The organism is Streptomyces vulcanius (assembly GCF_042653945.1).
Classification (GTDB): domain Bacteria; phylum Actinomycetota; class Actinomycetes; order Streptomycetales; family Streptomycetaceae; genus Streptomyces; species Streptomyces mangrovi.
Genome location: NZ_JBHSFK010000059.1, coordinates 40,023 through 59,677, shown reverse-complemented (window position 1 = coordinate 59,677; position 19,655 = coordinate 40,023). Strand labels below are relative to the sequence as shown.

Annotated in this window: 20 protein-coding genes; 13 read left to right on the top strand and 7 right to left on the bottom strand. The window is 71.9% G+C overall.

Going from position 1 to position 19,655, the window contains the following annotated elements; all coding sequences use genetic code 11:
• The first annotated feature begins 4 nt into the window (after nt 1–4).
• From efeB to ACFPIH_RS51115, 3 genes are read left to right on the top strand one after another with little or no spacing between them, the layout of a single operon-like run.
• Nucleotides 5–1,252 (top strand): iron uptake transporter deferrochelatase/peroxidase subunit, encoded by a 1,248-nt coding sequence (gene efeB, locus ACFPIH_RS51125; RefSeq protein ID WP_381179605.1) that lies wholly within the window; start codon nt 5–7, stop codon nt 1,250–1,252.
• Nucleotides 1,253–1,255: 3 nt separating this feature from the next.
• A complete protein-coding gene (gene efeU, locus ACFPIH_RS51120) occupies nt 1,256–2,113 on the top strand; it encodes an iron uptake transporter permease EfeU (protein WP_381179601.1) in 858 nt (285 codons plus the stop codon).
• On the top strand, nt 2,088–3,065 hold the full coding sequence (locus tag ACFPIH_RS51115; protein ID WP_381179598.1) for an SCO2278 family lipoprotein: 978 nt from the start codon (nt 2,088–2,090) through the stop codon (nt 3,063–3,065). The genes efeU and ACFPIH_RS51115 overlap by 26 nt, the downstream gene beginning before the upstream one ends.
• Nucleotides 3,066–3,082: 17 nt before the next feature.
• Here the strand turns inward: ACFPIH_RS51115 and ACFPIH_RS51110 are convergent, their stop codons facing one another.
• The 3 genes from ACFPIH_RS51110 to ACFPIH_RS51100 form a co-directional block, all read right to left on the bottom strand.
• Complete coding sequence (locus ACFPIH_RS51110; protein ID WP_381179595.1) at nt 3,083–3,808, bottom strand: bifunctional DNA primase/polymerase; 726 nt, start codon at nt 3,806–3,808, stop codon at nt 3,083–3,085.
• Between the two features lie 101 nt (nt 3,809–3,909).
• Complete coding sequence (locus tag ACFPIH_RS51105; protein ID WP_381179592.1) at nt 3,910–4,542, bottom strand: TetR/AcrR family transcriptional regulator; 633 nt, start codon at nt 4,540–4,542, stop codon at nt 3,910–3,912.
• A gap of 54 nt (nt 4,543–4,596) precedes the next feature.
• Nucleotides 4,597–5,592, bottom strand: coding sequence for a Gfo/Idh/MocA family protein (locus tag ACFPIH_RS51100; RefSeq protein WP_381179588.1), 996 nt, complete (start codon nt 5,590–5,592; stop codon nt 4,597–4,599).
• Between the two features lie 87 nt (nt 5,593–5,679).
• On the opposite strand from ACFPIH_RS51100, the gene ACFPIH_RS51095 reads away from it, so the two are divergent.
• The 3 genes from ACFPIH_RS51095 to ACFPIH_RS51085 are packed head-to-tail and all read left to right on the top strand — an operon-like array spanning nt 5,680 to nt 9,123.
• Nucleotides 5,680–6,972 carry a multidrug effflux MFS transporter gene (locus ACFPIH_RS51095; protein ID WP_381179585.1) on the top strand — a complete coding sequence of 431 codons (1,293 nt, stop codon included), beginning with the start codon at nt 5,680–5,682 and terminating at the stop codon, nt 6,970–6,972.
• Entirely contained in the window at nt 6,927–8,096 is a 1,170-nt protein-coding gene (locus tag ACFPIH_RS51090; protein ID WP_381179582.1) for a serine hydrolase domain-containing protein, read from the top strand. The genes ACFPIH_RS51095 and ACFPIH_RS51090 overlap by 46 nt, the downstream gene beginning before the upstream one ends.
• Nucleotides 8,097–8,130: 34 nt before the next feature.
• Nucleotides 8,131–9,123 (top strand): small ribosomal subunit Rsm22 family protein, encoded by a 993-nt coding sequence (locus tag ACFPIH_RS51085; protein ID WP_381179579.1) that lies wholly within the window; start codon nt 8,131–8,133, stop codon nt 9,121–9,123.
• On the opposite strand, the gene ACFPIH_RS51080 is transcribed toward ACFPIH_RS51085, so the two are convergent.
• Nucleotides 9,120–10,760 carry an alkaline phosphatase D family protein gene (locus ACFPIH_RS51080; protein ID WP_381179576.1) on the bottom strand — a complete coding sequence of 547 codons (1,641 nt, stop codon included), beginning with the start codon at nt 10,758–10,760 and terminating at the stop codon, nt 9,120–9,122. The two genes, ACFPIH_RS51085 and ACFPIH_RS51080, sit on opposite strands and share 4 nt — an antisense overlap.
• 161 nt (nt 10,761–10,921) lie before the next feature.
• Between ACFPIH_RS51080 and ACFPIH_RS51075 the strand changes: the two genes are divergently transcribed.
• Nucleotides 10,922–11,692 carry an SDR family oxidoreductase gene (locus ACFPIH_RS51075; protein WP_381179573.1) on the top strand — a complete coding sequence of 257 codons (771 nt, stop codon included), beginning with the start codon at nt 10,922–10,924 and terminating at the stop codon, nt 11,690–11,692.
• 221 nt (nt 11,693–11,913) lie between these two features.
• Here the strand turns inward: ACFPIH_RS51075 and ACFPIH_RS51070 are convergent, their stop codons facing one another.
• Entirely contained in the window at nt 11,914–13,059 is a 1,146-nt protein-coding gene (locus ACFPIH_RS51070; RefSeq protein WP_381179570.1) for a D-alanyl-D-alanine carboxypeptidase family protein, read from the bottom strand.
• A gap of 235 nt (nt 13,060–13,294) precedes the next feature.
• Here ACFPIH_RS51070 and ACFPIH_RS51065 point away from each other — a divergent pair, with 235 nt between their 5' ends.
• Entirely contained in the window at nt 13,295–14,779 is a 1,485-nt protein-coding gene (locus ACFPIH_RS51065; protein ID WP_381179567.1) for an ABC transporter permease, read from the top strand.
• Nucleotides 14,780–14,832: 53 nt separating this feature from the next.
• Nucleotides 14,833–15,558, top strand: coding sequence for an ABC transporter ATP-binding protein (locus ACFPIH_RS51060; protein ID WP_381179565.1), 726 nt, complete (start codon nt 14,833–14,835; stop codon nt 15,556–15,558).
• A gap of 70 nt (nt 15,559–15,628) precedes the next feature.
• Here ACFPIH_RS51060 and ACFPIH_RS51055 read toward each other — a convergent pair whose 3' ends face one another.
• Nucleotides 15,629–15,955, bottom strand: a complete 327-nt coding sequence (locus ACFPIH_RS51055; RefSeq protein WP_381179562.1) for a nuclear transport factor 2 family protein — start codon at nt 15,953–15,955, stop codon at nt 15,629–15,631.
• Between the two features lie 113 nt (nt 15,956–16,068).
• On the opposite strand from ACFPIH_RS51055, the gene ACFPIH_RS51050 reads away from it, so the two are divergent.
• Nucleotides 16,069–16,611 (top strand): DoxX family membrane protein, encoded by a 543-nt coding sequence (locus ACFPIH_RS51050; RefSeq protein ID WP_381179926.1) that lies wholly within the window; start codon nt 16,069–16,071, stop codon nt 16,609–16,611.
• 26 nt (nt 16,612–16,637) lie between these two features.
• Nucleotides 16,638–16,991, top strand: coding sequence for a MazG-like family protein (locus ACFPIH_RS51045; protein WP_381179559.1), 354 nt, complete (start codon nt 16,638–16,640; stop codon nt 16,989–16,991).
• A 46-nt stretch (nt 16,992–17,037) separates the two neighbouring features.
• Here the strand turns inward: ACFPIH_RS51045 and ACFPIH_RS51040 are convergent, their stop codons facing one another.
• Complete coding sequence (locus tag ACFPIH_RS51040; RefSeq protein ID WP_381179556.1) at nt 17,038–17,985, bottom strand: ScbA/BarX family gamma-butyrolactone biosynthesis protein; 948 nt, start codon at nt 17,983–17,985, stop codon at nt 17,038–17,040.
• A gap of 120 nt (nt 17,986–18,105) precedes the next feature.
• On the opposite strand from ACFPIH_RS51040, the gene ACFPIH_RS51035 reads away from it, so the two are divergent.
• Both ACFPIH_RS51035 and ACFPIH_RS51030 read left to right on the top strand, forming a co-directional pair.
• Nucleotides 18,106–18,744 (top strand): ScbR family autoregulator-binding transcription factor, encoded by a 639-nt coding sequence (locus ACFPIH_RS51035; protein WP_381179553.1) that lies wholly within the window; start codon nt 18,106–18,108, stop codon nt 18,742–18,744.
• 103 nt (nt 18,745–18,847) lie between these two features.
• A complete protein-coding gene (locus tag ACFPIH_RS51030; RefSeq protein ID WP_381179550.1) occupies nt 18,848–19,630 on the top strand; it encodes an SDR family oxidoreductase in 783 nt (260 codons plus the stop codon).
• Nucleotides 19,631–19,655 lie beyond the last annotated feature (25 nt).

The window sequence follows — 19,655 nt, the reverse complement described above, 5'->3', positions numbered from 1 at the left end:
GGGCATGACGGAGACCTCCAGCAGCAGTCCGTCGCGGCGTTCGCTGATCGGCTGGGGCGGTGCCGGGCTCGCGCTCGGTGCCGCCGCGGCCGGGGGCGCGGTCGCGATCACCGACGGTGGCGACGACATCGAGCCGACGGCCGCCGGGACGGGCGCCGCGGTCGCCTTCCACGGAACGAACCAGGCGGGCATCGCCACCCCCGTACAGGACCGGCTGCACTTCGCCACGTTCGACGTGACCACCGACGACCGCGCCGAGTTCGTCCAGCTGCTGAAGGACTGGACGGCGGCGGCGCGGCGGATGACGGCCGGGAAGGCCGTCGGGGACGGGGCGTACGGCGGCCTCGCCGAGGCGCCGCCGGACGACACCGGCGAGGCGCTGGGGCTCAAGCCGTCCCGGCTGACGCTCACGGTCGGCTTCGGGCCGTCCCTGTTCGGGAAGTTCGGGCTCGACGGCGAGCGTCCCGAGGCGCTGATCGACCTGCCGAAGTTCGCCGGGGAGGCGCTCGACGCGGCCCGCTCGGGCGGTGACCTGTGCGTCCAGGCGTGCGCGGACGATCCGCAGGTCGCCGTGCACGCCATCCGCAACCTCGCCCGGATCGGCTTCGGGAAGGTGGTGATCCGCTGGTCGCAGCTCGGGTTCGGGAAGACCTCGTCGACGACTCCCGACGCGCAGACGCCGCGCAATCTCATGGGGTTCAAGGACGGCACCCGCAACATCGCGGGCACCGAGACCGACCGGCTGAAGAAGTTCGTGTGGGTCGGCCAGAAGGACGGCCCCGAGTGGATGGTGGGCGGGTCGTATCTCGTCGCCCGCCGGATCCGCATGCACATCGAGCCCTGGGACCGCACCTCCCTCCAGGAGCAGGAGGACATCTTCGGCCGCGACAAGGGCGAGGGCGCCCCCGTCGGCAAGGCCAAGGAGCACGACGCGCCGTTCCTGAAGGCGATGAAGCCCGACGCGCACGTCCGGCTCGCGCACCCCGACTCCAACGGCGGGGCGACCATCCTGCGCCGCGGCTACTCCTTCACCGACGGCACCGACGGCCTCGGCCGGCTGGAGGCGGGCCTGTTCTTCCTCGCCTACCAGCGCGACGTCCGCGAGGGGTTCGTCCGCATCCAGCGCCATCTCGCGACCGACGCGCTCAACGAGTACATCCAGCACGTGGGTTCGGCCCTCTTCGCCGTGCCGCCGGGCGTCCGCGACAAGGACGACTGGTGGGGCCGCACGCTGTTCTCCAAGGAGGCGTAGCCCGTGTTCTCCAACTACCTGATCGGACTGCGCGAGGGCCTGGAGGCCTCCCTCGTCGTCTGCATCCTCATCGCCTACCTCGTCAAGACCGAACGCCGGGACGCCCTGAAGCCGGTGTGGACGGGTATCGCCGTCGCGGTGCTGCTCGCCCTCGGCTTCGGCTGCGTCCTCGAATTCGGCTCCCAGGAACTGACGTTCCAGGCGCAGGAGGCCCTCGGCGGGTCGTTGTCGATCCTCGCGGTCGGGCTGGTCACGTGGATGGTGTTCTGGATGCGGCGCACCGCCCGGCACCTCAGGGCCGAGCTGCACGGCAGGCTCGACGCCGCCCTCGCCATGGGCACCGGCGCGCTGGTCGCCACCGCGTTCCTCGCCGTCGGCCGGGAGGGCCTGGAGACCGCCCTGTTCGTGTGGGCGTCCGTCCACGCGGCCGGTGACGGCACCCCGCGCCCGCTGATCGGCGTGGCCCTGGGCCTCGCTACGGCCGTGCTGCTGGGCTGGCTGTTCTACCGGGGCGCACTGCGCATCAACCTCGCGAAGTTCTTCACCTGGACCGGCGGCATGCTCGTCGTCGTGGCCGCGGGCGTGCTGGCGTACGGCTTCCACGACCTCCAGGAGGCCGACTGGCTGCCCGGCCTGAACACCAAGTCCTTCGACATCAGCGACACCATCCCGCCCGACAGCTGGTACGGCACGCTGCTGAAGGGCGTGTTCAACTTCCAGCCCGACCCGACCGTCCTCCAGGTCACGGTGTGGCTGCTGTACCTGGTCCCGACGCTCGCCCTGTTCCTCGCCCCGGTAGGGTTCGCCTCCGGGAAGGGGAAGGTGAAGGCACCTGATGACGCGAAGGCTCCGCAGGCTTGATCGTGGTGTGCTGCTGGCGGCCTCGGCGACCGCTCTGTCGTTGACGGCGAGCGGCTGCATGGTGGTCCACGGGGAGCGCGAGGTGCTCCCCGCCGCGACCCGCGCCGAGGCCGCGAAGGCGGTGCGGCAGTTCACCACCGCGTACAACAAGGCCGACAAGGCGTACAACAGTTCACTCGACGCCCCGTACACCACCGGCGCGCTCGCGGTCATCGACGGCGCGCGGCTGAAGGCCGGACACATCAACAGCCCCGCGGGCAACCCGGACCACACCCCGCTGGTGCTGTCGGACGTGAACTACACCATCACCAAGAAGGCGGGCTGGCCCCGCTGGTTCGTCGCCGACGCCAAGGCGAACAAGGGCGGCAGCAGCCGGTGGGTGCTGGCGTTCACCCGCAACGACCTCTCCGAGCCCTGGCAGGCGGCGTATCTCACGCTGGTCGCGCCGGGCGCGCTGCCGGAGTTCGCCAAGGACAAGGACGGCTGGGCGGAGGCCGTGCCGGACGACGCGGCCGGACTCGCCGTCGCGCCCCAGGACCTGAGCAAGGGGTACGTCGGCTATCTCAAGGGCGGCGGGGGCACGTTCGCGGACGGGACGTACACCAGCGCGTTGCGTGCCACGCGTGAACAGAACGCCGAGAAGCCGGGGTTGGTGCAGCAGTTCGTCGACGAGCCGCTGACGAGCGGGGACTTCGCGCCGTTGGGGTTGCGTACGGCGGACGGTGGGGCGGTGGTGTTCTTCACCACGCACCACTATGTGAAGCAGACCGCCGCGGCGGGGGCGGCCGTGCCGGCGCCCAACAAGAGTGTGCGGGCGTTGACTTCGGGGGAGATCAAGCAGTCGCTGACGATGGAGTTCGTCGCGAACGCGGTTGCCGTTGACCCGGGGCAGGGGGCGAAGGTCTCGTTGCTCAGCCGGCTGGAGGGGTTGACCGGGGCCAAGGGGGAATAGGCCGTCTGGGACAAGGCCTAGAAGTACCCGGTACTTGCGTGGTCCTGCTGGCCCGCGTACCGGGCGCAGGCGTCCGTCAGGGTTTCCAGGACGGTGAGGGGGTCCGGGAGGGGGTGTTCCGGGCCCCTCAGCCAGTGGACGGACCGGTTGTCGTCGCCGGGGAGGCGGGCCGGGGGTACCAGGACATACGAACCCCGGCAGTGCCAGCGCAGGCCCGGGTGTTCGTCCATTGTTTCGGGGTGGCAGTCCAGTTCGCAGGGCCACCACTCGTCCTCGTCCTCGGGGGTGCCCCGGGTGAGGGTGAAGAACAGCATGCGGCCGTCGTCGCTCTCGGCTACCGGGCCGACCTCGATCCCGGCATCGAGGAGGCGGTCCAGGGCCTCGCGGCCGGCTTCCAGCGGTACGTCGAGGACGTCGTGGGTCATGCCGGTCGCGGTGATGAAGTTGGCCTGCGGCTGGTGGCGGGCCCAGCGCTCGATCTGGGCGCGGTCGGTGGTGGACTGCGTCTGCCAGGCGAACGACACCGGGTGCCGGGCGGGGGTCGGACAGCCGACCCGGTCGCAGGAGCAGCGGTAGTTGGCGGTCGGGTACGCGGCGGGCGCGAGGGGCAGTCCCGCCCCGGCGGCGGCGAGCAGCAGGGCCTCCCGGCCGCCGTCGTCGGCGGCTTCCGTCCCACCGCCTCCGCGCAGCCACTGGGTGAGCCTCGCCCGCAGGCCGTTCGGGCCGCCGTACTCCGCGCTCATCTATCGCCTCGCCCTCGCCGTCGTGCGGACAGCATGCCTCATGGTCCCATCATCCTGCGCATCGGGGGTGCTCGGCCCCCAATGGGGGCAAAGGGTAGGGCTCAGCGGGGGGCGAGGCCGTACAGCGCGTAGTCGACGAGGGTGTCCGTGTAGTCGTATGTGATGGGGCCCGTGTACTGCAGCCAGCGCTGGGCGAGCGGGGAGATGAAGAACTCCAGGGCGATCCGCGGGTCGATGCCCGGGCGGACCTGGCCGGCCTCCTGGGCGGAGCGCAGCCGGTCGACGTAGAGCTGGATGCTCGGTTCCATGAGGTTGGCCATGTACTCGCGGCCGACCTGTTCGTTGACCACGCCCTCGGCGGCCAGGGCGCGGGCGGGGGCCTCGAAGCGGGGGTCGGTGAGCTGGTCGACGGTGGCCCGCAGCACGGCCTTGATGTCGGCGGCGAGGTCGCCGGTGTCCGGGATGGCGTACGGCTCCTGCTCCGACGCCCCGGCTTCCTCCGCCGCCTGTGCGCTGAGGTCGAGGAACGCCTCGAGGAGGACGTCGGCCTTCGACCCCCACCAGCGGTAGATGGTCTGCTTGCCGACGCCCGCGCGGGCGGCGATTCCCTCGATGGTGGTCTTCGGGTAGCCGACCTCGGAGATGAGGGCGAGGGCGGCGGCGTAGATCGCGCGGCGGGACCTCTCGCTGCGCCGGGTGGTGTCCGGGGCGGGTCTGGCGGGCTGGGTGACCATGGTTCGACGGTACCAAGCGGAGGAGACGCCCCGTCTCGCCAAGGACCGGTCCGGCTACTCGCCCGGGTACCGCACCCCGATCCGCTCCCGTACGGCGTCCATGGTCCGCATCACCGCGAGGGTGCCGTCGAGCGGCACCAGGCGGGACTCGGTCTCGCCGGCCCGCAGCGCGCGCATGACCTCGCGGGCCTCGTGCCGGAAGGTGTTGCGGGGCCCGTCGGCCGGGTCGGCGGTGAACTCCTCGGGGTCGCGTCCGGCCCGGTGCAGGACCAGCCGGTCGGGGTGGAAGAAGCCGGACGGGATGTCGATCCGGCCGCGCGAGCCGGTGACGGAGGCGGTGGTGCCGGTGCCGCCGGTGACGGAGCAGTGCAGGGCGGCCAGCGCCCCGGAGTCCCAGGACAGCGCGAGGACGGTCTGGAGGTCGACGCCCTCGGGGGAGATGACCGCTTGGGCGGAGATGCCCGACGGTTCGCCGAGCAGGAGGTGAGCGAAGGAGACGGGGTAGACGCCCAGGTCGAGCAGGGCGCCGCCGCCCTGGGCGGGGTCGCGCAGCCGGTGCGAGGGCGGGAAGGGGCCTTCGAGGCCGAAGTCGGCCTGCACGGTGCGCACCTCGCCGATCGCGCCGTCGTCGACGAGGGCCTTGAGGCGGCGGATGACCGGGTTGCAGTACATCCACATGGCTTCCATGAGGAAGCGGTCGTGCTCCCGGGCGAGCGCGACCAGTTCCTCGGCCTCGCGCACGTTCAGCGTGAACGCCTTCTCGCAGAGGACGTTCCGGCCTGCCTCCAGGCAGAGTCCGGCGGCGGCGCGGTGCGCGGCGTGCGGGGTGGCGACGTAGACGACGTCGAGGTCCTCGTCGGCGGCGAGCGCGGCCCAGTCGCCGTAGGCCCGGGGTATGCCGAAGCGGTCGGCGAACGCCTTCGCCGAGGCCTCGGTGCGCGAGGCGACCGCGACGACCTCCGCGTCCGGCAGGTCGATCAGGTCCGCCGTGAACGCGGCGGCGATCCCGCCGGTCGCCAGGATTCCCCACCGCACCGTGTCCGTCGTCATACCCTGCCCGTCTCTCGTGCCGTACCAGCGGTCCGTCCGAGCTGAGAGCATAGGTGGCGAAGACGTCGGAGAGGGAGGGGCGGCCGGATGCCCGAGGGCGGGGCGATACCCAAGGTGCCGAAGGTGTCGGAGGCGACGGTCGTTGCAGCGCCTCTGCGCGCGCAGCGCCGGGCCGGGCTGCTCGTCACCCTCGTGCTGGGCGGGCTGACCGCCACTCCCCCGCTCTCCATGGACATGTACCTCCCGGCGCTGCCGGAGGTCACCGACGCGCTGCACGCGCCCGCCGCGACCGTCCAGCTGACGCTGACCGCCTGTCTGGCCGGGATGGCGCTGGGGCAGCTGGTGGTCGGGCCGATGAGCGACCGGTGGGGGCGGCGGCGGCCGCTGCTCGCCGGTCTCGCGGTGTACGTCGTGGCGACGGTCCTGTGCGCGCTCGCCCCGACCGTGCAGGCGCTGATCGCGTTCCGGCTGGCCCAGGGGCTCGCGGGCGCGGCCGGGATCGTGATCGCGCGGGCCGTCGTACGCGATCTGTACGACGGTGTGGCGATGGCCCGGTTCTTCTCCACCCTGATGCTGATCTCCGGAGTGGCCCCGGTGGTGGCACCGCTGATCGGCGCGCAGATCCTGCGGGGCACGGACTGGCGGGGTGTGTTCGTGCTGCTGACGGTGGTGGGCGCGGCGCTGTTCGGGCTGGTGTGGGCGCGGCTCCCGGAGACCCTCGACCCCGCCGACCGGCACGGGGGCGGGGTGGGCGAGGCGCTGCGCTCGATGCGCCGGCTGCTGGCCGACTCCTCCTTCACCGGGTACATGCTGACCGGCGGTTTCATCTTCGCGGCGCTGTTCGCGTACATCGCGGCCTCGCCGTTCGTGGTCCAGGAGATCTACGGCGCGTCCCCGCAGACGTTCGGTCTGCTGTTCGGCGTGAACTCGGTCGGTCTCGTGCTGGTGGGGCAGATCAACGGCAAGGTGCTGGTGGGCCGGGTCAGCCTGGACAAGGTGCTGGCGGTGGGTCTGTGTGTGGTCATCGTGGCCTCCGCGGCGCTGCTGCTGATGGCGTCGGGCGTGTTCGGCGAGGTGGGGCTCGCCCCGGTGGCGGCGGCGCTGTTCGTGCTGATGTCCGCGATGGGCGTCACCATGCCCAACGCCCAGACCCTCGCCCTGCTGCGGGTACGGCACTCCGCCGGTTCCGCCTCCGCGCTCCTGGGCACCTCCTCGTTCCTCATCGGCGCGGTCGCCTCGCCGCTCGTCGGGATCGCCGGTGAGCACACCGCCGTCCCGATGGCCGTCGTCCAACTGGCGGCTTCGGTGGTGGCGCTGGCCTGCTTCGTGGGAATGTGCCGTCCCTGGAAACAGTCGGGGGCGGAAGGAGCCGAGAGCTGAGCAGCGCACCGAGACTGCGCGTCGACACCCCGGAACGGGCCGGGCTCGACCCCGTGGAAACGCGCCTCCTCGCGCGCGATGTCATCGACCTGACGACGGGTGACCGGCCGTGGGCGGCGGGCGCCGTGGTCGTCGCCGGGCGCGGCCCGGTGATCGCCGTGCAGGAGGCGGCGGGCTGGGCGGTCCGGTACGCGGCCTACGACCCGGAGGTCGACGCCGGCGTGGGGCTGCCGGTGTCCGAGCGCGTCCCCATGACCGTCGGCACGCCCTTCGACCTGGCCTCCCTCACCAAGCTGTTCACGTCGGTCGCTGCGGTGCAGCAGATCGAGCGGGGCACGCTCGGCATCGACGCCCGGGTCGGCGCGTATCTGCCGGACTTCCGGGCGGCGGCCGCCCACGGCGTCACCGTCCGCCGACTCCTCACCCACACCTCCGGGCTCCGCCCCGAACTGCCGCTGTACGACTGCGCGGACGGCACGGAGCGCCTGGAGCTGCTGCGCGCGGAGGCACCGGTGGGCGAGCCGGGCGAGTACCTGTACTCCGACCTGAACATGATCCTCCTCCAGCACCTGCTCGAGCGGCTGACCGGCCGCACCCTCGACGCGCTGGTGCGGGAGGGGATCACCCGGCCGCTGGGGATGACGTCCACCGGATTCGGCCCCTGTCCCGGCGCGGCGGCCACCGAGGACCAGCGACGGCCGTGGGCCAAGGCGGACCGGGGGATGCTGCGGGGCGTGGTGCACGACGAGAACGCGTGGGCGCTGGGCGGGGTGGCCGGTCACGCGGGCCTGTTCTCCACCGGCCGCGACCTGGCGGTGTTCTGCCGCACCCTGCTCTCGGGCGGTTCCTACGGGCCCGCCCGCATCCTCGGCCCCGACTTCGTGGAACTCCTCCTCGCCCCGCCGGGGCTCGGCTTCGTCGTCGACCAGCCGTGGTTCATGGGCGAGCTGGCGGGGCGGGGCGCGGCCGGGCATACGGGGTTCACGGGCACGTCCCTGGTCCTGGACCCGGCGACGGACACGTTCGTGGTGCTCCTGGCGAATACGGTGCATCCCGTGCGCAGGCCGCCGGACAGTACGCCGAGGGCGCAGGCGGGGTCGCGTCTGAAGGCAGCCGTGCGGTGAGAGCTGTTCCGGGTAGACCTGCGAAAATCTTCTTGTGAACGTCTCCGTATCCCCCGCCGAGACCCTGCGTGCCGCCCTCGGGGATCTCCTCGACGGCCTTCCGCCCAGGCAGGCCGCGCAGGCCGTGGCGCGGCTCATCGCCAACTACCGGGGGGCGACGCCGACCGACGCGCCGATCCTGCGCGACCGGGCGGACGTCGCCGCCTACGCCGCGTACCGGATGCCGGCCACGTTCGGGGCGGTGTGCTCGGCCCTGGAGGCGTTCGCGGACGCGGCGGCGGACTGGACGCCCGGCAGTCACACGGACGTGGGCGGCGGGACGGGCGCGGCGACCTGGGCGGTGAGCGCGACCTGGGACGGGACGCGTCCGGTGACGGTCCTGGACTGGGCGGAGCCGGCCCTGGCCCTCGGCCGGGAGCTGGCCGCCGCCAACCCGGCGCTGCGGGAGGCCCGCTGGCAGCGCGCCCGTATCGGCCCGTCCCTGTCGCTGGAGAGCGCGGACCTGGTCACGGTCTCCTACGTCCTGAACGAACTCGCCGCCGCCGACCGTGCCGCCCTTGTGGACGCCGCCGCGTCGGCCGGGCAGGCGGTGGTGATCGTGGAGGCGGGCACGCCCGACGGCTACGCCCGGGTGATGGAGGCCCGGGACCGGCTGGTCGCCGCCGGATTCCGGGTCGCCGCGCCCTGTCCGCACAGCGCCGGCTGCCCGATCGTGCCCGGCACGGACTGGTGCCACTTCTCGGCGCGGGTCAGCCGCTCCTCCCTGCACCGGCAGGTCAAGGGCGGCTCGCTGCCGTACGAGGACGAGAAGTTCGCGTACGTCGCCGCCGCCCGCTTCCCGGTCTCCCCCGTGCCCTCCCGGGTGGTGCGCCGGCCGCAGATCCGCAAGGGCCAGGTGCTCCTCGACCTGTGCGAGGCCGAGGAGCGGCTGGACCGTACGACGGTGACGAAGCGGCACGGCGAGCTGTACAGGGCCGCCCGGGACGCGGCCTGGGGCGACCCCTGGCCGCCGGACACCGAGGGCTAGACGGGCTGGAGGCCCTGGTCGCCGACCTGTGTGACGAAGGACGCGGCCGTGCCGACGGGGGCGCCCTGGGTGGTGACGTAGGGGACGGTCCTGAAGTCGGCGCGGGCGAGGTCGCGGCCGAGGGCGACGGTGACGTAGCCGCGCCGCCCGTTGTAGAACTTCATGTGCGGGTTGGCGGTCATGTAGGTGTTCCAGTTCGCGGGGCGTTCCGCGCCGTCGCGTCCGCTCGCGATCGACGTGGCGATGATCTCGGTGCCGAGGGTCCGGGAGGCCGGGTCGTCGAAGTCGTCCTTGATGTCGAGGCCGTAGCCGACGTGGACGTCACCGGTGAGGACCATCAGGTTCTCGACGCCGGCGGCCTTCGCGCCGTCGAGGATCCGGCGGCGGGAGGCGCGGTAGCCGTCCCAGGAGTCCATGGACAGCTTGGCGACCGGGTTCAGGTCCAGTTTCCGCTGCGAGAAGGTGACCTGCTGCGGAATGACGTTCCACAGCGCGCGTGACCTGCGCCAGCCGTCGAGCAGCCACCGTTCCTGCGTCGCGCCGGTCATGGTGCGCGCCGGGTCGTCGATGTCGGGTCCGGGCAGTTGCGCGCCGTCGCCGTACGCCTGGTCGGAGCGGTACTGCCGGGTGTCGAGGACGTCGAACTGGGCGAGGTCGCCCCAGTGCAGGCGGCGGTAGAGGCGCATGTCGGGCCCGGTGGGGAGCTGGGTGCGGCGCAGCGGCTGGTTCTCCCAGTAGGCGCGGTAGGCGGCGGCGCGGCGCAGCAGGAACTCCTCGGGCGGAACATTGTTCTCAGGGGTGTCGTCGGCGTAGTTGTTCTCGGTCTCGTGGTCGTCCCAGGTGACGACGAAGGGGTGCGCGGCGTGCGCGGCCATCAGGTCGGGGTCGGACTTGTAGAGGGCGTAGCGCAGCCGGTAGTCCTCCAGGGTCAGCGTCTCGCGGTTGAAGAGGTCGGGGAGGACGCGGTCGGTGTACTTGCGGTCGTTGCCGACGGAGTTGATCGGGTACTCGTAGAGGTAGTCCCCGAGGTGGAAGACGACGTCGACGTCGTCCTGCGCGAGGTGGTGGTAGGGGGTGTAGTAGCCGTCGGCGTACGCCTGGCAGGAGACGGCGGCGAGGGTGAGTCCGGCCGCGCGGGCGTGCGGGGCGGGCGCGGTGCGGGTGCGGCCGGTGGGGCTGGTCCAGGCGCCGGCGCGGAAGCGGTAGTGGAGGACGCGGTCGGCGGCGAGGTGGCCGACCTCGACATGGACGGTGTGGTCGAACTCGGGGTGCGCGGTGGCGGTGCCGCGCCGGACGATCCGGCGGAAGTTCTCGTCGTGGGCGAGTTCCCAGTGGACGGTGACGCGTTCGGCGGGCAGTCCGCCGTCGGGCTGGTAGGGGGCCGGGGCGAGGCGGGTCCACAGCAGTACGGAGCCGGGCAGCGGGTCGCCGGAGGCCACGCCGAGGGTGAAGGGGTCGTCGGGGATACGGGCGGGGTCGAGTTCGGCGGCGGCCGCGGTGCCGGCGGCCGGGAGGTTCACGGCGAAGGCGAGCGCGGCGGCGGCGCCGGTGACGGTCAGAAAGCGGCGGCGTCCGAAGTGCCGGGCGGCCTCGCGGAGTTCGGGGGCGTGCTGGGACTGGTGTGCGGCGGGTGTCATTCCGGTCCTCCCCTGAAAAGTGGTGGCAGGAGGCATTGGAGTGGCCGGGGACGGCCCGGGGGCATCGGGGTGTTGTCGCGTACACAACAGTCAGATGGCGGACGAAGGGCTTCCGCATGCCGGACGGCGACTTCCGGCCGCCTGCCCTACGCTGCGGGCCCATGAATGCGAAGCGAACTGCCGAGCAGAAGAAGACCGCGGTCGTCACCGGCGCCGGGTCCGGTATCGGACGGGCCGTCGCCCTGGAACTGCTGCGTACGGGCTGGTCGGTGGCGCTGGCGGGCCGGCGCGCGGAGACCCTGGAGGAGACGGCGGCACTGTCACCCGAGGGCGAGTGTCTCGTCGTACGGACGGACGTCTCACGGCCGGAGGAGGTGACGGCCCTCTTCGCCGCCGTGCGCGAGCGGTTCGGGCGGCTGGATCTGCTGTTCAACAACGCGGGGACCTCCGGGCCCGGCGGGGTGCCGTTCGAGGAACTCCCCTACGACGCCTGGCGGCATGTGGTGGACACCAATCTCAACGGCGCGTTCCTGTGCGCGCAGGCGGCGTTCCGGCTGATGAAGGAGCAGGACCCGCGGGGCGGACGGATCGTCAACAACGGCTCGATCTCGGCGCACACACCCCGCCCGCTCTCGGCGCCGTACACCGCGACCAAGCACGCCCTCACCGGCCTGACCAAGTCCCTCTCCCTGGACGGGCGGGCGTACGGCATCGCTGTCGGGCAGATCGACATCGGCAACGCGGCGACGGACATGACGGAGCGGATGCGGACGGGCGTGTTGCAGGCCAACGGGGAGGTCACGCCGGAGCCGGTGATGGACGTCGCGGATGTGGCGCGGACCGTGCGGCACATGGCGGAGCTCCCGCTGGGGGCGAACGTGCAGTTCGCGACGGTGCTGGCGACCGCGATGCCGTACGTGGGGCGGGGCTGACACAACGTACACAAACGGAATGCGACCGTCCGTGCCGTTACGGCCGGTCGCGGACTTATGCTCGACTCTCCTACACAAGAGCTTCACACTTGGAGCACTGACGCTCCGCTCCTTGGACCACATCGAGGGGGGAAGGGCAGTCGTCCCACGACACCGGGTGGGGGTGGACCTCGCCGGGACCGCGAGGAAAGCACCGGGGTCGTGGGACGGCTGCCGTGGTCTCAGGGGTGCGGGTCCGTTGTGGCTGGTCGCTCGGTTCCCCGCGCCCCTTTGGAGCGCCTTCTGCGGACGGCGTACACCCCGGCCGTCAGCAGCGTCACTGCCGCGGCCGCCGTCACGCCCCAGCCGTCGCCCGAATCCTTGTGCGGCTTCGCGGCCTGGGGGCCGGGATGTGGGGTGACCTTAGCGCCGCCCTCGCTCAGCGGGTCTGCCAGCACCCCCACCGGCCCCGCCGAACTCCCCTTCCCGAAGCCCCAGTCGAGCAGTGCCGCCGTTTCCTCGTAGACGGCGTTGTGGCCGCTGTCCGGGTGCAGGACCGTGACCAGGAGGGTGCGGCCGTCGCGGGTGGCGGCGCCGGTGAAGGTGTTGCCGGCGTGGCTGGTGTAGCCGTTCTTCACGCCGATCATCCCCTGGTACGGCGTCACCCCGTACGTCCCCGACAACAGCCGGTCGGTGTTCTCGATCCGGAAGGTCCGGCGCCCGCCCGCCGGAAAGTCGGCGGCCTTGGTGGCGCAGTAGGCGCGGAAGCCGGCGTCCTCGAGGCCGTGGCGGGCGAAGAGGGTGAGGTCGTAGGCGGTGGAGAACTGGCCGGTGTGGTCGTAGCCGTCGGGGCTGACCACATGCGTGTCGAGGGCCTGGAGGTCGGCCGCCTTGGCCCGCATCTCGGCGACGGTCTTCGCGACGCCGCCGTTCATGAGGGCGAGGACGTGCACGGCGTCGTTCCCGGAGCGCAGGAACACGCCCTGCCACAGCTGTTCGACGGTGTAGGTGACGCCGGGCCTGAGGCCGGCGAGGCTGGAGCCGGACGGGATGGTGGCCAGGTCCGCGTCGGTCACCCGGTAGCGCTCGGTGCGCTCGAACCTCCCCAGCAGGGTGTCCGCGAACAGCATCTTCAGGGTGGAGGCGGGCGCGAGGCGGCGGTGCGCGCGGTAGGCGGCGAGCACCTCGCCGCTGTCGTGGTCGGCGAGCAGCCAGGCCCGGGCGGTGAGCTTCTTCGGCAGCCCGGCGGTGACGGTCGTCTGGACTCCGTCACGAGCGAGCCGCGAGCCGCCGACGACCGTGCCGGCGGCGGCCTCCGGAATGCCGAGAGGGGCGGTCGCGGCGAGCGCGAGAAGGGAGCGCCGGGAAAGGCGCGGAAAAGCGTGCACGGCGGGACGGTACAAGGCTGTCCTGTGTGCGTCCAAACGCGCATCCAACCCGCTCCACCTGGGAGAACGCCCTCCGCGGCTTAGGAATCAGCTGTCTGACGGAATTCTGATCCGGAGGCCCGGATTCGGCCCGCATTCTCAGTCCTCGCACATCCTTTACTCAGTTCGAGTCAAAGGTTCCTCCCTAGCTTGATGCCGCGCCCACAGCGGGCGCCAAGAACCTTCGAGGAACGGGATGTTTGGCATCTATCTCAAGCGCGAGCTGGGCCGGCGCAAGAAGGCGGCCCTGGTCATCGCACTGGGTCTGGCGCTCGGTATCGCTCTGGTCATCACCGTGAACTCGGTGTCGGCGGGCATGACACAGGCTCAGGACAAGGTCCTGCAGTCGCTGTACGGTCTCGGCACCGACATGACGGTCACCAAGGCGCGCACGGCGCCCACGGGGAACGCCTCCGGCGGCCCCAGATTCGACTTCGACGCGTCGTCGAACGACGACGACACCGAGCAGAGCTCCGACCGGGTGACGACCCAGGGCGGTCAGGTCCTGAAGTCCTCGCTGGTCACCGAGGTCACGGAACAGAAGGGCGTGGCGTCCGCGGTCGGCGCGCTCACCCTGAACGTCACCAAGGTCAACGGCTCCTTCACCCAGGGCCAGGCGCAGAGCAGCAGCGGAAGCGGCAGCAGCAGCGGCAACCAGGGCGGCGGTCCCGGCGGCGGCCAGGGCAGCGGTTCCACCGCGGCCCCGCAGGTGCAGGGCGGCGGTGCCTCCTTCGACGTGAACTCGTACTCGGTCGCCGGTGTCGACGTCACCGACCAGGACCTCGGCCCGCTGGCCGGCTCGAAGATCACCTCGGGCAAGACGTTCACGTCGGCGCAGACCGATGCGAAGGTGGCGGTCGTCAGCAAGTCGTACGCCAAGGAGAACAAGTACAAGGTCGGCTCGACCCTGAAGATCTCCGGCACCAAGTACAAGGTCATCGGTATCGCGACGCCCGAGAGCAGCGAGTCCACCACGGACGTCTACCTGCCGCTGAAGCAGGCGCAGACCCTCGGCGACGCCAAGAACCAGGTCACCACGATCTACGTCAAGGCGACCGACTCCCAGCAGATCGACTCCGTCAAGGCGGCGATCCAGAAGAACATCTCCGGTACGACGGTGACGACCTCCGCCGATCTGGCCGAGACCGTCTCCGGCTCCCTGTCCACCGCCTCCAACCTGGCGACCAGCGTCGGCAAGTGGCTGTCCATCGCCGTTCTCGCCGCCGCGTTCCTGGTGGCCGCGCTGCTCACCTCCTCGGCCGTGTCCCGCCGGGTGCGTGAGTTCGGCACCCTGAAGGCGCTGGGCTGGCCGAGCCGCCGGGTGACCCGGCAGGTCGTCGGCGAGTCCATGGTCAACGGTCTGCTCGGCGGTGCCCTCGGCATCGGCCTGGGCCTGGCCGCCGCGTACGCGGTGACCGCGGTCAGCCCCAAGCTGACGGCCGAGCTGGGCAACACCGGCGGCGGTGGCGGCGGCATGGGCGGCGGCCCCGGCGGTGGCGGCGGCCCGGGCGGGCAGACGGCCTCCAACACGATGGAGATCGCGCTCTCGGCCCCCGTCTCCGTCACGACCATCGCCCTCGCGGTCGGCCTGGCCGTGACCGGCGGTCTGATCGCCGGCGCGATGGGCGGCTGGCGGGCCTCCCGGATGCGCCCGGCGGACGCGCTGCGCAGCGTGTCGTAACTCGTGACCCCCCTCGTTCTTCTTCTACGCGGCTACGGAGCTACGGAGTACCCATGTACAGACTGACCGGCGTCACCAAGCGCTACAAGCGGGGCAAGGAGACCATCGAGGCACTGCGCGGCGTCGACCTCACCATCGAGGACGGCGACCAGCTCGTCATCCAGGGCCCGACGGGCGGCGGCAAGTCGACCCTGCTGCAGATGATCGGCGGCCTGGACCGGCCGACCGAGGGCAGCGTCGAGCTGGACGGCGTCGACCTCGCGCGGATCAGCGAGGCGAAGCTCACCCGGATGCGCGCCGAAAAGATCGGCATCATCTTCCAGTCCTTCAACCTCATCCCGACGCTGACCGCGCAGGAGAACGTCGAGACGGCCCTGGTCCCGCTCGGCGTGAAGCCGGCCGAGCGGCGCGAGCGGGCCGCGGAGGCCCTGCGTTCGGTGGGCCTGGGCGAGCGCCTCGGCCACGCCCCGTCCGAGCTCTCCGGCGGCCAGCAGCAGCGTGTCGCCATCGCCCGCGCGCTGGTGAAGAAGCCGAAGGTGCTGCTGGCCGACGAGCCCACGGGCAACCTCGACGAGGGCACCCGCGACGACATCATGGGCCTGCTGGAGGGCCTGTGGCACGAGTACGGGCTGACCTTCATCATGGTCACCCACGACTCCTCCATCGCCCGCCGCGCCCCGCGCCTGGCCACCATCAAGGAGGGCCGGATCACGCTGACCGAGCAGGGCCAGTACGGGCAGCAGCAGCCGTACGCCGAGTCCGGCACCCAGAGCTACTGAGCCTTCGTGTTCTCTTCGGGGCCGTTCACCCGCTGCCGGGTGAACGGCCCTTGGTCATGCCGTCATGCCGTCACGCCTGCCCGGTCTCGAACCGCGAGATGTGGCCGTCGTCGGTGACGTCGAAGTGCCATCTGGTACGCATCTCGCCGTAGGTGTCGTTGCGGTAGTTGACGACGAGGTCGTGGCCGCCGTTCGACTCGTTGACGACGTCCATGCGTCCCCGGGAGGAGAAGATCTCCCGGTCGATCCACTGGGCGAGGTCGCGGTCGGAGCCGTCGTCCGCCATCGTCGCGTCGTCGGTGAGAATGGTCTGGAGGGCCTGCTCGTCGCCGCCGTTGACCGCGTTGACGAAGGCGCGGACGGCCGGGTCGGTGAGTTTTCCGGTCTGGATCGTCATACGGGCAGCGTCACACCGCGCTCCGGCCCCCGCCACCCGAACGGCGCCCAGGAGGAGCCGACCCGGTGTACCGGATGCGACGGTGGGACTCCGAACCTGGAGGGACCGTGACCGTGACCTGTTACGACCGACGTGATCTGGGCCTGCTGCTGCTCCGGCTGGGCACCGGCGGCGTACTGGCCGCGCACGGCGCGCAGAAGCTGTTCGGCTGGTTCGGCGGCCACGGCATCGAGGGCACCGGCCACTTCATGGAGTCCGTCGGCTACGCGCCCGGCAAGGCCAGCGCGACGGCGGCGGGCCTCGCCGAGGCGGGCGGCGGCACCCTGCTGGCGCTGGGCCTGGCCACCCCGGCGGCGGGCGCGGCGGCGGCCGGGGCGATGGCGGGCGCGTCCGCGGTCCACGCCCCGAACGGCTTCTTCAACGCGGAGGGCGGCTACGAGTACGCGGCGACCCTGGCCCTGGCCGCCACCGGCCTCGCGGTCACCGGCCCCGGCCGCCTCTCCCTGGACCACGCCCTCGGCCATGTCCTCGACCGCGGCTGGATGGTCCCGGCCGCGCTCGGCGTGACGGCGGCGGCCACGGCGGTGATCGTCGGCCTGCGCGAGCAGCGGCTGCGCAGGCGGCAGGAGGGCGAGCAGGAGGCCCTCTTCGACTAGCGGGCGGCGCCTGGCAGGCTGCGTCCATGAACCCTGAGCCCCGCTCTTCGGACCTCTGGCCCACCGTCGACGCCCTGTGGACCTGGCTGGAGTCCGACCGGCCCGTCTCCGGCCGCGAGGGCCTCCTGCTGCGCATGCTGAAACTCTCGGAAGAGGTGGGCGAGGTCGCCCAGGCGGTCATCGGCGCGACGGGCCAGAACCCCCGCAAGGGCACCACCCACACCTGGGACGACGTCCAGTCCGAACTCTGCGACGTGGCGATCACCGCGCTGGTGGCCCTGCGCACGCTGACGCCGGAGGCGGAGGCGGTGTTCGGGGAGCATCTGGCGAGGGTGGCGGAGCGGTCCCTGGAGGCGGGCCGGGCGGTGCCGAGTCCGTGACCGGTGCGGACGGCCCCAGGTGGCGGGACCGCGCCCGGGACGGGGGTCACGCCGCCCTGTACAGGGCCGGTGCCCGCGTGGCCACCGAACAGGAGAACGCGGTCTCGCCGGCCTGCAGGGCGGTGACCACGGCGCGAGGACGGCCCGTCAGATCGGGCAGGTCGGTCTCCGCGACGATCCAGCAGGGCTGGTCCAGTTCGACGTAGCGCGTGAACGTCGCGTCCAGTCGCACCGGTGCCGAATACGCCGCGGGGGACAGCGCGTGCGTCGCCTGGCGGGCCGCTTCGAGGAGCAGCATGCCCGGCGCGTGGTCGACGGGGTGGTCGAAGAGGATCGGATGGGTGGGGTCGGTGCGTAACAGCCAGCGGTGCGGGAACTCGCTGGCGGACAGGACGACGTCCGTCTGCCGTACGCGGTCGACCAGTTCCGCGTCCACCGGCGGGGCCGGGGGCAGCGCGGTGGCCAGGACGCTTTCCAGGTCGCCGCGGGCGCCGCGCAGCCGCCGGTAGACGGCGGGCGGGTTGCAGGTGAAGCGGGCGCGGGCGGTACCGAGCAGCAGTCCGTCGCGCAGGGCGACGACGTCCATGGTCAGGGCCGCCATCCGGGAGCCGCGGCGGATCACCTGGGAACAGGAGATACGCAGTTCGATGGTCGCGGCCGTGCCGGTGATCCGCATGGCCGACGGACTGACCTCGCAGGTGAGGGTCTGCCAGATGAGATGGCTCCCGGGCGGAACGTCGTAGCCGACGTGCGAGATCAGCGGAACGTTCTGCCGCACCGTCTCCACGAACAGCAGGGGGTCGTAGAGGCCGTCCGCGGTCTGGTAGAAGCTGTGGTCCGACGGCCAGGACGCGGTGACGGTGAAGGTGTCCGACCCTGTGCGCTCCCAACGGGCCAGCAGTACTTCGACCTGCTTTCTCTTGTGGACGTCGTCCTGCGCGACGGTGTGCGACGAGGTGGACAAGGCGTGGCTCGGCTGGGCAGTGTGAGTCATCAGGCTCTCCAGGAACGGTGACTTCAGCCAGGTCGAGTGCATCGGACTCTGGTGGGGCAGGACCGAGGGCGTTAACATAACGTGCGTTCTTTTTGTTTGTCGAGAGAGGCCGGGAGTTCGATGCCGGAGCCCAGGCAGGATCGCGCCATCAGGACGCGGGAGGAGATCATCCGTGCGGCGGCAGAGGTGTTCGACGAGCGCGGATACAACGGGGCGAGCATGCGGGAGATCATGAAGCGCGCCAGGGTCACGCTGGGCGCGGTCTACTTCCACTTCCCCAACAAGGAGGCCATCGCCCGGGAGGTCATGAACAGCCAACCAGACAGCGTCCTGCCTCATCTGACCTCGCGGGGCCTGCAACAGGCCGTGGACATCACCCTCGTCTGGTCGCGCCAGCTCCAGAACGACGTGGCACTGCGGGCCGGCGTCCGGCTCGCCGTCGAACAGTCCGGACTCGACTTCCGCGACACCTCCTCGTACGAGGGGTGGGAGAAGATCTTCGAGGAGTGCCTGCTCGTGGCCCACGAGCGGGGTGAGCTGCGCGACCACGTCTCCCCCAGCACCATGGCCGGATTCCTCGTCGGCGCCTGCACCGGAGTGCAGCTCTACTCCGAACTGCTGTACCGGCGGAGCGACCTGACCCAGCGCACCGTGACGATGTGGGAACTGCTGGTCCCCGGAGTGGCCGTCGCCGAAGTGGCGGGGCAGATCAAGGTGAGCGTCCGGCGCGCCGACGCGCTGGCCGCCATCTCCACCTGAGCACGAGGCGGCGCATCCGTGCCGGGAACCGTCCCGGCCACCGCCACAGGCACCGAGAGCATCCCGTCCGGACAACTGCGTCGCCCTGGCCCCGGAGGTCTGTGTGAGTGCGCCCGTTCCCATCCGCTCGCCGCTGCCCGCGGCGCTCGCCGGGCACAACGTCCTGATCGTCGGAGGCAGTTCGGGCATCGGCCTGGCGGCTGCCCGGCTGCTGTCCGAGGCCGGGGCGGGGCTGTGTCTCGTCGCCCGGGAGGAGACGCGGCTGAAGGAGGCCGCCGGGTCGCTCGGCGACGGGGCCCGGGTTCGGGTCATGGCGGCCGACGTGACCGACGAGGTGAGGCTCGCCGAGGTCTTCGAGCGGGCCGGGCCGCTGGACCACGTGCTGCTCACGGCGGGCGCGGCGACCCGCGCGCCGCTGGCGGACGCCGCGCCCTCCCGGGTACGGGACAGCTTCGACGTACGGTTCTGGGGCGGCTACGCGACCGCCCGCGCGGCGGCCGGACGGCTGCCCGCCGGTGGCTCGATCACGTTCATGTCCGGTGTCTACACCGTGCGGCCGATCGCCGGGGCCGCCGCGGCGATCGCCTCGGGCGCGGCCTGCGAGGGGCTTGCGCGTGCGCTCGCCGTGGAACTGGCGCCCCGTCGGGTGCGGGTCAACGCCGTGCGCTCCGGTGTCGTCGACACCCCGCCGCTGCGGCGCCGTCTGGGGGTGGCCCAGGCTGATCCCGCGCAGGCCGACGCCGCCGTCGCCGAGGCGGGCCGGCATCTTCCGCTCGGGCGGTTCGGGACGGCCGAGGAGACGGCCGCGGCCGCGCTGTTCGTCATGGCCCACCCCTACGTCACAGGGTCCGTGCTGACCGTGGACGGGGGACAGTCGCTGGCCTGACACGAGTTCCCGGGGGGCGGGCTCG